General features: G+C 72.4%; 10 protein-coding genes. 8 read left to right on the top strand and 2 right to left on the bottom strand.

Translation table 11 applies throughout. From position 1 onward, the window contains the following. Nucleotides 1-330: 330 nt before the first annotated feature. A complete protein-coding gene (locus ACN27G_RS18415) occupies nucleotides 331-1,323 on the bottom strand; it encodes an N-acetylglucosamine kinase (RefSeq protein ID WP_421494033.1) in 993 nt (330 codons plus the stop codon). A 205-nt stretch (nucleotides 1,324-1,528) separates the two neighbouring features. Here ACN27G_RS18415 and ACN27G_RS18410 point away from each other — a divergent pair, with 205 nt between their 5' ends. The 4 genes from ACN27G_RS18410 (at nucleotide 1,529) to ACN27G_RS18395 (ending at nucleotide 6,007) form a co-directional block, all read left to right on the top strand. Continuing rightward, entirely contained in the window at nucleotides 1,529-2,491 is a 963-nt protein-coding gene (locus ACN27G_RS18410) for a MurR/RpiR family transcriptional regulator (protein WP_421494032.1), read from the top strand. 156 nt (nucleotides 2,492-2,647) lie between these two features. Continuing rightward, nucleotides 2,648-4,147 carry an N-acetylglucosamine/diacetylchitobiose ABC transporter substrate-binding protein gene (ngcE, locus tag ACN27G_RS18405; protein ID WP_421494031.1) on the top strand — a complete coding sequence of 500 codons (1,500 nt, stop codon included), beginning with the start codon at nucleotides 2,648-2,650 and terminating at the stop codon, nucleotides 4,145-4,147. 18 nt (nucleotides 4,148-4,165) lie between these two features. Next, nucleotides 4,166-5,074: a carbohydrate ABC transporter permease gene (locus ACN27G_RS18400; RefSeq protein ID WP_421494030.1), complete on the top strand. Its 909-nt coding sequence runs from the start codon at nucleotides 4,166-4,168 to the stop codon at nucleotides 5,072-5,074. A gap of 12 nt (nucleotides 5,075-5,086) precedes the next feature. After that, the gene (locus tag ACN27G_RS18395; protein WP_421494029.1) at nucleotides 5,087-6,007 is read left to right on the top strand and encodes a carbohydrate ABC transporter permease; all 921 of its coding nucleotides are present in this window, start codon (nucleotides 5,087-5,089) and stop codon (nucleotides 6,005-6,007) included. 130 nt (nucleotides 6,008-6,137) lie between these two features. Here the strand turns inward: ACN27G_RS18395 and ACN27G_RS18390 are convergent, their stop codons facing one another. Then, the gene (locus ACN27G_RS18390) at nucleotides 6,138-7,379 is read right to left on the bottom strand and encodes an RCC1 domain-containing protein (protein ID WP_421494028.1); all 1,242 of its coding nucleotides are present in this window, start codon (nucleotides 7,377-7,379) and stop codon (nucleotides 6,138-6,140) included. A 208-nt stretch (nucleotides 7,380-7,587) separates the two neighbouring features. Between ACN27G_RS18390 and ACN27G_RS18385 the strand changes: the two genes are divergently transcribed. The 4 genes from ACN27G_RS18385 (at nucleotide 7,588) to ACN27G_RS18370 (ending at nucleotide 11,745) form a co-directional block, all read left to right on the top strand. After that, on the top strand, nucleotides 7,588-8,193 hold the full coding sequence (locus tag ACN27G_RS18385) for a GNAT family N-acetyltransferase (RefSeq protein WP_421494027.1): 606 nt from the start codon (nucleotides 7,588-7,590) through the stop codon (nucleotides 8,191-8,193). 96 nt (nucleotides 8,194-8,289) lie between these two features. Then, complete coding sequence (locus tag ACN27G_RS18380) at nucleotides 8,290-8,466, top strand: hypothetical protein (protein WP_421494026.1); 177 nt, start codon at nucleotides 8,290-8,292, stop codon at nucleotides 8,464-8,466. Between the two features lie 4 nt (nucleotides 8,467-8,470). Then, on the top strand, nucleotides 8,471-10,909 hold the full coding sequence (locus ACN27G_RS18375) for an FxsB family cyclophane-forming radical SAM/SPASM peptide maturase (RefSeq protein WP_421494025.1): 2,439 nt from the start codon (nucleotides 8,471-8,473) through the stop codon (nucleotides 10,907-10,909). Beyond that, the gene (locus ACN27G_RS18370) at nucleotides 10,906-11,745 is read left to right on the top strand and encodes an aminoglycoside N(3)-acetyltransferase (protein WP_421494024.1); all 840 of its coding nucleotides are present in this window, start codon (nucleotides 10,906-10,908) and stop codon (nucleotides 11,743-11,745) included. The genes ACN27G_RS18375 and ACN27G_RS18370 overlap by 4 nt, the downstream gene beginning before the upstream one ends. Nucleotides 11,746-11,772 lie beyond the last annotated feature (27 nt).

Below are 11,772 nucleotides of genomic sequence, written 5' to 3'. Positions count from 1 at the left end.
GTGGACGTTCGATACATGATGCTTCCCTTCAAGATCTGCGTCTGTCCATGTCATTGACAGTTCTACGGCGACCGGGCCGATGACACCCTGGGCATAATGCCTAGTCCGTGTGGGAGACCGGCGTCGGGCACCGCTACCAGTACGATCCGCACAACGGCGTCACCCTCCCGACAGTTGGGCGGGGCGACCCGGGGCGGGGCACTGCGGGCGGTCGATCGTCTCGAACGGCTGCTCGCGCCCTGAAGTCCGGCGGCCGGCGGTCGCGCGGGGCCCGTTCACGTGCACGCACCGATCCGCCGCCACCCGCGCTTCGACAGACCGGTAGCGCGATCAGCCGTCGACCGGGTCGAACAGCCGGCGGTGCAGGTCGGCCGGGTCGGTCAGTTCGGGCAGGCTCCGGGCGGCGAGCCAGGCGGCGCCGAGCGCACCGTCGTCGGCGTACCGCAGGGGTGCCTCCGGCCAGCGCGCCGCCAGGGCCGACCGTACGGTCTGCGCCAGCGGCGTGTCGACGAAGAACAGCCCGCCGCCGAGCACGATCGGCGTGCGCGCGACCGCCGGCCGGATCCGGTCCACGTTGGCGGAGAGCAGCCGGGCGGCCTCGCCGAAGATCGCGGTGGCGGCCGGGTCGCCGTCGATGCCGGCCCTGAGCACGAGTGGGGCGAGCGCGGCAAGTTCGACGGCGGGCCGCCGGGTCACGGTCTGCACCAGGACGTCCACGGTGTCCCGGGGGCGGGCGGCGACCTCCGCCGAGCCGAGCAACTCGGTGAGCACGAGGGTGGAGAGCGGCCCGGGTGGCTGGTGCCGGTCGAGGTCGGCCAGTGCGTGCCGGACGGCCTCCCGGCCGAGCCAGAAACCGCTGCCGGCGTCGCCGAGCAGCCAGCCGTGTCCGTCGGCGACCCGGTCCAGCGCCATGTCGCGTACCTCGGCGGCGATGGCACCGGTGCCGGCGATGAGTATCGTGCCGTCCGGTTCGGCGGTGCCGGAGGCGTACGCGACGAGGGCGTCGCCGACGATGTCGTACTCGCAGCGCAGCCCCACCTCCTGCCAGGTCCGGTCGAAGGCGGCCCGGCCGGCGGGATCGGCGAGCAGTCGACCCGCTCCGGCCAGCCCGATGACGCCGGCCCGGACGAGTGCCGGGTCGAGCCCGGCGAGGGCGTCGGTCAGCGCCGCCCGGAGCTGTGCGGCGGCCTGCTCGGCGCCGTGGCTGGTCGGGTTGCCGCCGCCGGCCCGTCCGGTGCCGAGCCGCTCTCCGGAGAGTGAGACCACCGTGGCCCGGGTCGAGGTGCCGCCGACGTCGAGTCCCACCACCATGCCGTCCGACATGACCGGCAACCACCTTCCGTACCCGGAGCAGATCGACGTCCATGCTGGTCGGACCGGCTGTCCGGGGCAAGCGCCGCCGGGCCGCCACCAGTCCCGTCCAGGTAACAGTTTGAAAACTTCACCCATCGTCTTGACAAGCAGGGCCTGTTAGTAAGAACTTTTACCACTAACAGTTAACTCTCTTTTCCGAAAGGTGGGACGGCTCATGGTCGAGCAGGAGGCGGAGACCATCGCGGGGACCGCGGTGGTCGACGCCGAGCCCGACCGCCGGGCCGCCGCCGGGCTCTCACCGGCGGACAGCGTGCTGGTCCGGGTCCGGTCCCGGCTCCCGGAGTTCACCGGCGCGCTGCAACGGGTGGCCGAGCAGGTGCTCAGCGACCCGGCCGCCGCCGCCCGGGCCACCATAGTCGAGCTGGCGGAGCGCAGCGGTACGTCCCCGGCCACGGTCACCCGGTTCTGCCGGGCGCTCGGGTTCGAGGGCTACGCCGACCTCCGGCTCGGCATCGCCGCCGAGACCGGCCGGGCACACAGCGCCGGCTGGACGGTCGACATCGGCCGGGAGATCCAGCCGACCGATCCGCTGGAGCGGGTCCTCGGCCAGATCATCGCGGCGGACACCCGGGCGATGCACGACACCGCCGACCTGCTCGACCTGACCGAGGTCGGGCGGGCCGCCGAGGCGATCGCCGGAGCGGCCCGGGTGAACATCTTCGGCGCCAGCGGCAGTGCGCTGGTCGGCGAGGAGATGCAGTTCAGCCTGCACCGCATCGGGGTGGCGGCGTGGGCCTGGAACGACGTACACGAGGGGTTGGCCAGCGCCGCGCTGCTCCGCCCCGGCGACGTGGCGCTGGGCATCTCGCACGGTGGCCAGACCCGCGAGACGATCGAGACCCTGGCCGAGGCGGGCAGCCACGGCGCGACCACGGTGGCGCTGACCGGATTCCCCCGGTCGCCGCTGGCCGAGCTGGCCGACATCGTGCTGCTCACCGCCAGCCAGGCGACCAGCTTCCGGCCGGACGCGCTCTCCGCCCGGCATCCCCAGCTCGTCGTGCTCGACCTGCTCTACATCGCCGTCGCCCAGCGGACCCACGACCGGGCCCACGCCGCGTTCCAGCGGACGGCCCGGGCGGTGGGCGGGCACAAGGCGAACAGGGAGGCGCGGCCGTGACACGCATTCCGACACCGACACCTCGGGGTGGAGGCATCCCTGTCCGCCTCCGGCCCGATCGTCCCCGCCGGGGACGTGTAACCGCACCGCTGGCAGGTCTCGGTCATCCGGCGTCGTCCGGCTGGCCCGACCCGATTCTCAACTGAGGAGATGAAGATGTCCGCAACCCCCGACCACACGTCGGACCGCGTTGATCCGTCGGCCACCACCGGGCCGGACCTGCCGGCCGTGGTGGGCGCCAGCCGCCGTACGGTGCTGCGCCGGGCCGCCGCCGCCGGCCTGCTCGTCACCCCGGCCGCCGGGCTGCTCAACGCCTGCGCGACCGGTGGTGGCGACGACGAGACCGAGCAGGAATCCGGCGAGAAGAGCGCCACCAACCCGCTCGGCGTCAAGGAGGACGCCGCGCTGGAGGTGATCATCTTCAACGGTGGCTACGGCGAGAAGTACGCCACCGACGTGCACGAGAAGCTCTACAAGACGGCGTTCCCGAACGCGGAGATCAAGCACCAGGCGACCCAGGCGGTCTCCACGGTGCTCCAGCCGCGCTTCACCGCCGGCGACCCGCCGGAGTTCGTCAACAACTCCGGCGAGAAGTTCCTCGACTTCGGCGCCCTGGTCAACGACAACCAGCTCCAGGACCTGACCGAGCTCTGGGACGCGCCGTCGGTCGACGACCCGAACACCAAGGTCCGGGACACCGTCATCCCCGGCGTGATCGAGCAGGGCATGTTCAACACGCCCGACGGCGGGCGCAAGCCCTTCGTGCTCTACTACGTCTCGACCGTCTACGGCATCTGGTATTCGGGCAAGCTCTTCAAGGACAACGGCTGGACCGTGCCCACCACCTGGGAGCAGTTCACCGCGCTCTGCGACCAGATCAAGGCCAAGGGCATCACCCCGTTCGGCTACGCCGGGGCGAACGCGGCCTACTACATGTGGAACGTGATCCTGACCCAGGCGGCCAAGGTCGGCGGGCCGGACGTGCTGAAGAACATCGACAACCTGGAGCCGGACGCCTGGAAGGCCGAGCCGGTGATCGCCTCGGCCAAGGCGTGGGCCGAGATCGGCGCCAAGTACGGCGACAAGAGCTTCGAGGGCCTCAAGCACACCGACGTGCAACTGCGGCAGAACCAGTACAAGCTCGCCTTCTACCCCAGCGGTGACTGGCTGGAGAACGAGCAGAAGAAGGACACGCCGGCCGGCTTCGAGTACCAGCTCATGCCGGTGCCGAGCCTGACCGCCGGGGACAAGCTCCCGGCGGGGGCGCTGCGGGCGGCGGCCGGTGAGGGCTACTTCGTCTCGGCCAAGAGCAAGAACCCGCGCGGCGGCATGGAGTACATGCGGCAGATGCTCTCCAAGGCGGGTGCCCGGGGCTTCACCGAGACCGTCGGTGCGGCCACCGTGGTGCCGGCCGGCAGCGAGGGCTACCAGTTCCCGCCCGGGGTGGCCAGCTCGCAGGCCGCGCTCAAGGCGGCCGGGGAGAACGTCTTCAACATGATGTTCGACAACTGGTACAAGGAGCTGGACACTGAGGCCCGGACGGCGACCAACGAGCTGATGTTCGGCCGCGCCTCGGCCGAGCAGTGGGCCGACCGCATCCAGAAGCGCGCGGACGCGATCAAGAGCGACAGCAGCGTCGCCAAGTTCACGCGCTGAGGCGGAGGAGACTGATCGATGCGGCAGGGCAAGTACCCGTTCGTGATCGGCTTCCTGGTGTTGCCGGTCACCCTCTACTCGGTCTTCGTGATCGCGCCGTACGCCCAGGCGTTCCAGCTCGCGATGACGAACTGGCGGGGGATCGGCACGCCGGAGTGGATCGGCTTCGACAACTTCCGGCGGCTCTTTTCCGACGACGCCTTCTGGAAGGCCGTCCAGCACCACGGGATATTGCTGCTTGCCCTGCCGCTGATCACCATCGCGATCGCGCTCTTCTTCGCGTTCCTGCTCAACGTCGGTGGCGGTAGCCGGGGCGGGCAGCGGGTCGGTGTCCGGGGCTCGGCCTTCTACCGGGTGGTCTTCTTCTTCCCGCAGGTCCTGGCGGTGGCGATCATCGCCGTGCTGTTCCAGATGGTCTACCGGCCGGACGAGTCCGGCCTGATCAATGGCGTGCTGACCAAGATCGGGCTCGACCCGGTCTTCTTCCTGATCAACCCGAACCTGGCCCTCTGGTCGATCATCGGGGTGCTGGTCTGGCAGGCGGTCGGCTTCTACGTGGTGCTCTTCTCGGCCGGCATGGCGTCGATCCCGACCGAGATCTACGAGGCGGCCGAACTCGACGGCGCCACCAAGGTCACGCTCTTCTTCCGGGTCACCCTGCCGCTGCTCTGGGACACCCTCCAGGTGGCCTGGGTCTATCTCGGAATCGCGGCCTTCGACGCCTTCGCCATCGTCGCGGTGCTCTCCGTCGACAGTGGCGGCCCGGACGGCGCCACCACGGTGCTGGCGATGGAGATCTACCGCAACGCCTTCGTGTACGGCCGGGCCGGCTACGCCTCGGCGATGGGAGTGGCGCTGTTCTTCCTGACCATCACGTTCGCGGCGCTCGCGCTGCGGGTGTCCCGGCGGGAGAGCGTCGAGTACTGAGATGGGACCCAGATGACGACACAGACCGAGCGCCCGGTGCCCGCCGGGCCGGTGCAACGCAAGCTGGCCCCCGGGGCCGGCAGGGGCCGCGACCGCCGGACCAGGGAGGTACGGCTGCTCTCCAGCCTGGGACACGTGGCCCTGGTGGTCTGGGCGGTGATCGTCATCGTCCCGATCCTCTGGACCTTCCTCGCCTCGTTCAAGAACACCACCGAGATCTTCAGCAGCCCGTGGACGCTCCCGGCGGAGCTGCGCTGGGAGAACTGGGGCCGGGCCTGGACCCAGGCGCGGGTCGGGAAGTTCTTCGTCAACAGCGTGATCGTGGTGACCTGCGGCGTCTTCGGCACCATGCTGCTCGGCTCGATGGCCGCGTACGTGCTGGCCCGATACAAGTTCGTCGGCAACCGGCTGATCTACTATCTTTTCGTCTCCGGTCTCGCCTTCCCGGTCTTCCTCGCCCTGGTGCCGCTCTTCTTCGTGGTCAACAACCTCGGCCTGCTCAACTCGCACACCGGGCTGGTCCTGGTCTACATCGCCTACTCGCTGCCGTTCACGGTCTTCTTCCTGGCGGCGTTCTTCAAGACGCTGCCGACCTCGGTGGCGGAGGCGGGCATGATCGACGGTTGCTCGCACACCCGGCTCTTCTTCCAGGTGATGCTGCCGATGGCCAAGCCGGGCCTGATCAGCGTCGGGATCTTCAACATCATCGGGCAGTGGTCGCAGTACCAGCTCCCACTGGTGCTGCTCTCCAACGCCGAGGACAAGTGGGTGCTCACCCAGGGCATCGCCGACATCTCGGTCAACGCCGGCTACGAGGCGGACTGGTCCGGCCTCTTCGCCGCGCTGACCATGGCGATCCTACCGATGATCCTGGTCTACGCGATCTTCCAGCGGCAGATCCAGTCCGGTCTCACCGCCGGAGCGCTCAAGTAGCCCGACGGTCCACCGGGACCGCTGCGGCATCTTCGGGAACCGGCCACCGGCCGGCCGCCCTACCGGGCCGGGCCCCGGTCTCTCACGAGGAGACCGGGGCCCGGATCTGTGCCGAGCCGGTGTGGGAGGGTCAGCCCGGCAGGGTCACCTGGGCCGGGGTCGACCGGCCGGCGGTGGTGCCGTCGCCGAGCTGCCCCGCCGTGTTGTTGCCCCAGCACCAGAGGGCGCCGTCGGTGCGTACTCCGCAACTGTGATAGCTCACGGCGAAGCCGCCGGTCCAGGTGGTGGCGGTGCCGACCCGGGTCGGGGCGTACCGGTGGGTGGTGGTGCCGTCGCCGAGCTGACCTGCCGTGTTGTTGCCCCAGCACCAGAGACTGCCGTCGGTACGGGCCGCGCAGGCCGAGTCCTCGGCCGCGTCGACCCTGGCCCAGGTGGTGCCGGCGACCTGGACCGGTGCGGTCCGGTGGGCGCCGGTGACACCGAGCTGCCCGTACCCGTTCTCGCCCCAGCACCACAGGGAGCCCTCGGTGCGGACGCCGCAGGTGGAGGCGTAACCGGCCGCCACGCCGGACCAGGTGGTGGCGGTGCCGACCTGCGCCGGAGTGGTCCGGTAGCTCAGGATGCCGAGACCGAGCTGGCCGCTCGAACTGTCGCCCCAGCACCAGAGGGTGCCGTCGGTCCGGGTGGCGCAGGTGTGTGCGAAGCCGGTGGTGACGCTCGCCCAGGTCGTCGCCGTGTCGACCCGGACCGGGCTGGTCGCGCCGAAGATCGAGGAACCGACCCCGAGCTGCCCGTTGCGGTTGGTGCCCCAGCACCAGAGGCTACCGTCGGTGCGGACGGCACAGGTGTGGCCGTTGCCGGCGCTGACACCGGCCCAGGTGGTGGCGTCGCCGACCCGGACCGGGGCGTGCCGGACGGTGGTGGTGCCGTCGCCGAGCTGGCCGCTGGAGTTGCGGCCCCAGCACCAGAGCGTGCCGTCCGTCCGGACCGCGCAGGTGTAGCTGCTGCCGGCGTCGAGGGCGGCCCAGGTGGTGGCGTCGCCGATCCGCACCGGGGTGTTGCGGTTGGTGGTGGTGCCGTCGCCGAGCTGGCCGCTGGAGTTGCTGCCCCAGCACCAGAGCGTCGCGTCGGTGGGGATCGCGCAGGTGTGCGCGTAGCCTGCGGTGACCCGGGAAACCGTCGCGGCGGCGACCGAGGAGTCCGCCACGGCACGCTCGGCCGCGCCGACGCCCGCGACGTTCGCGACTCCCGCGACGTTCGCGACGGCTGCGACGGCTGCGGTGGCAGCGGTGGCAGCGGTGGCCGTGACGCCGATGGCGAGCGCGGCGATCGCGGTGAACACCGCCGCCACGGCGGCGATGCCCCTCGTCATGCGCCGCCGTCGAGTCCGCGGCCGACCGTCCTGATCTTCGTACATGTGCTGTTTCTCCCAAAAGACGTCGATGCCGAAACGGTGGAGGCGGCATTGCCTGGTGGACCGCGAGCGGCCCGTCAATTCCTGGCATCGATCTTAGACATTGATTAATGGCAATGGAAATCGCGACTTCTCGCTGCTGGACGCGGTCGGCCATCATGGACGGATGCCTCTGCTGGTGCCGCCGGTCCTGCCGGCCGACTCACTGCGAACCATCCGGCAACCCCGGCTCGATGCCGGCGGCGGGCTGGAGCTGCGGCCCTGGCGGGCGACCGACGCCACTACGGTGCGGGAAGCGTTCGGGTGCCCGCGGATCCAGCGGTGGCATCTGCGCCGGATGGACAGCGACGCCGAGGCGGGCGACTGGACGGCGCAGTGGCCGGAGCGCTGGGTGGCCGGGACCGACGCGAGCTGGGCCGTGGTCGAGGAGCGGTCGGACCGGCCGCTCGGCCAGGTGGGACTGCGCGAGATCCGGCTGGAGCAGGCGTCGGCCGAGCTGTCGTACTGGGTGCTCCCGGCCGCTCGTGGCCAGGGTCTCGCCGTCCGGGCGGTACGGGCACTCCAGGACTGGGCCTTCGACCGCCTCGGACTGCACCGGCTGGACCTGCGGCACTCGACGGCGAACCGCGCCTCCTGCCGGGTGGCCGGCAAGCTCGGGTTCCCGGTCGAGGGCACGCTGCGTGGCGCCTGGTGGCACGCGGACGGCTGGCACGACGTACACCTGCATGCCCGGCTGCGCGACGAGCGACCGCATGACGGCTGCGGCCGGTGACATGACCGCGGGTGCCCCCTATGCTACTGAATGGAGTGTGGTCGCCATCCGGATGGCCACACCGCCCGCGTCACCGGCATTGAGGGGGAAACCACCGTGGCCCATGCCGCACCCGTCGAGGCCCAGCAGACGTCCACCGACCTGACCGCGATCCGGCGCACCCCGCTGCGCCAGCTCTCCGCCGACCAGGTCCGGCCCGTGGTCCGGCGGATCGTCGAGGACCGCGACCGCGCCGAGGCGGTCGACGTGGCAGCGTTCAACTCGTCGATCTGATCGCGTGACCTCCACCGCGGGGGGCCGTTCCGAGCCGCGACCGCGCGCGCTCAACCAGTACGTTCTCAAGGTACACAGCCGGTGTGACCTGGCCTGCGACCACTGCTACGTATACGAGCACGCGGACCAGAGCTGGCGGGTCCGGCCCCGGGAGATCGCGCCGGAGACCGTGGCCGCCGCCGCCACCCGGATCGCCGAGCACGCCCACCGGCACGGACTGGGCCGGGTCCATCTGGTGCTGCACGGCGGTGAGCCGCTGCTGCTCGGGCCGGTCAGGCTGGCGGCGGTGCTGACCCGGCTGCGCGCCGTCATCGAGCCGGTGGCCGAGCTCGACCTGCGGATGCAGTCCAACGGGGTGCTGCTGAACGCGCGGCTCTGCGAGATCCTCGTGGCACACCGCGTCCGGGTCGGCATCTCGCTCGACGGCGACGCCGCCGCCAACGACCGGCACCGGCGCTTTGCCGGGGGCGCGAGCAGCCACCCGGCGGTACGCCGGGCACTGGCCCTGCTCCGCAGCCCGGAATACCGGCCCAGCTACGCGGGCATTCTCTGCACGATCGATGTGCGCAACGACCCGATCCGGGTCTACGAGGCGCTGCTGGCCGAGGCGCCGCCCCGGATCGACCTCCTGCTTCCGCACGCCACCTGGAACGCGCCGCCGCCGCGGCCCGGCGGCGCGCCGACCCCGTACGCCGACTGGCTGCTCCGGATCTACCGCCGTTGGGTCCGGGACGGCAGGCCGGTCGGGATCCGGCTCTTCGACTCGCTGCTGGCGACCGGGGCGGGCGGGCGCAGCGGTGCCGAGTCGGTCGGGCTCGACCCGGCGGACCTCGCGGTGGTCGAGACGGACGGGGCCTGGGAGCTGGCCGACTCGATGAAGACCGCCTACGACGGCGCCGCCGGGATCGGGTTGGACGTCTTCCGGCACCCGGCGGACGCGGTGGTCTCCCATCCGGAGTTCGCCCGCAGCCAGCGGGGCATGGCCCGGCTCTGCCCGACCTGCCGGCGGTGCCCGGTCGTCGCGCAGTGCGGCGGCGGGCTGCGGGCGCACCGCTACTCCGACACCGGCGGGTTCGACAACCCCTCCGTCTACTGTGCCGATCTCAAGGAGCTGATCGTCTCGATCAACCGGGAGACGCCGCCACCCGGGGCGGCACGGGCCCGGCAGCCGGCCACCCCCGCCGGCCACGACCCGGACCTGATGCTCGACGGGGTGCCCGCCGGTGACCTGCTCGACGACCTCGGCACCGGCCACGGCTCGGCGGCCAGCCTGCGGCGGCTCGCCGACGCCCAGCTCGGATACGTCCGGGGACTGGTGGTCGAGCTGGCCGACCGGGTCGCCGGCACCCCGACCGCGGTGGCGGCCTGGGAGCTGCTCGCCCGGCTGGACGAGGAGGCGGCCGACGCGCTCTCGGCCACCTTCGCCCATCCCTACCTGCGGCGCTGGGCGCGGCTCTGCCTCGCCCCGCCCGCCGGCGAGACCGCCGACCCGGCGCAGCTGGCCGGGCTGGCGGCGAGCGCCGCGGTCCGGGCCGGCGTCGAGGCCGAGCTCGCGGTGCCGGTCCGGGCCGGCCTGGTCCATCTGCCGGGCCTCGGCGCGGTCGAACTCGACCAGCCGGGCGAGCCTCACGCGCTGCTCGCCGTCGCCGCTGGCGGTTTCACCGCCCGCGCCGGACGCTCGACGGTCGCCGTGCCGTCGACGGCCGTCATGGCGCCGCCGGCCGCACACCCGTCGCCGGCCGGGGAGCAGGGGCCGCCGGCCGGGCAGGGGCCGCCGGCCGGCTGGCGGTCGGTACGCCGGGCCGAGCTGGACGGTTCGCGGATCCTGGTCGAGGATCTCGATCCCTACCGGGACTGCTACGAGTGGCCGGCGGCGCCCCGGCTCGACGCGGCGGCGCTGGCGTCCTGGCAACGGTCGCTGGCCGCCGCGTGGCAGCGGATCCGACGGGACGCTCCCGGACAGGTGCCGGGGCTGCGTGCCGGCCTGCGTGCCGTCACACCGCTGCGGGCCGCCCCCACCGGCCGGCTGCGGAGCGCCACCTCCCGGGACGCCTTCGGCGCGGTCGGCACCGTCGAGGCCGATCCCGACGCCCTCGCCGTGCTGCTGGTGCACGAGTTCCAGCACGTGAAGCTCGGCGCCCTGCTGGACCTGACCCCCCTGTTCGACCCGGCGTACCCGGAGCGCTTGCACGTGCCGTGGCGGGACGCGCCGCGACCGCTGGAGGGAGCGCTCCAGGGCACCTACGCCCATCTGGCCGTCGCCGACATCTGGCGGGCCCGGCCCGGCCCGGAGGCCGCCGGGCACTACCGCCGGTACCGCGACTGGACGGCGGGAGCGATCGACGCGCTCGCCGCGACCGGAGCCCTCACCGGGCACGGGACGCGGTTCGTCCGGCGGATGGGTGAGACCCTGCACTCCTGGCCCCGGGCGCAGGGGCGATGAGCGCCGAGCCGGCCACCCGTACCGGTCGGGCCGATCCGCGGCAGACCGAGCGGCTCGCCGCCGACCTGGCCGCCGTCGGCGTACGGGCCGGGCAGGACCTGCTGGTGCACTCCTCGATGCGGCGGATCGGGCCGATCCCGGGTGGGCCGGCCACCCTGCTCGCCGCGTTGCAGCGGGTGGCCGGCCCCGAGGCGACGGTCGTGGTGCCGGCCCAGACGACCGGCAACTCCACCACCAGTCCCGCCTTCCGGGCCGCCACCGAGCGGCTGGGCGCGGCCGGGCGGGCCGCGTACGAGGCCGCGCTTCCCGGATTCGACCCGGCGACGACGCCGTCGGAGGGGATGGGGGTCTTCGCCGAGTACCTGCGCAGGCGGCCCGGGGCGGCCCGCAGCGGGCACCCGATCACGTCCTTCGCCGCCCTCGGCCGGCGCGCCGGCGAGTTCACCGAGCTGCACGACCTCGACTGCCAGCTCGGCGAACGCTCACCGCTCGGCCGCCTCTACGCCGCCGGTGCCGCCGTACTGCTGCTCGGCGTCGGATACGACCGGTGCACCGCCCTGCACCTGGCGGAGTACCGGATCGACGCCCGCCGGCCGGCGGGTCCGCCGCCGCAGCGGGCGTACCGCTGTTACGTGCTGGCCGGCGGCCGGCGGGAGCGGCGCGACTTCCGCGCCCCGGCGCTCGACATGAGCGACTTCGCCGAGATCGGTGCGGCGGTCGAGGCCCGCCTGCCGATCGGCCGGGGTCCGGTCGGCGCCGGGCCGGCGCGCCTTCTCGATCTCCGCGCTACGGTCGATTTCGCGACAACCTGGATGGCCGAACACCGCCGACCGTAAAGCGGGATGGACCGACTGGTGCCCGTG

The organism is Plantactinospora sp. WMMB334, assembly GCF_049179095.1.
Classification (GTDB): domain Bacteria; phylum Actinomycetota; class Actinomycetes; order Mycobacteriales; family Micromonosporaceae; genus Plantactinospora.
This window is presented reverse-complemented; position numbering and strand designations above follow the sequence as displayed.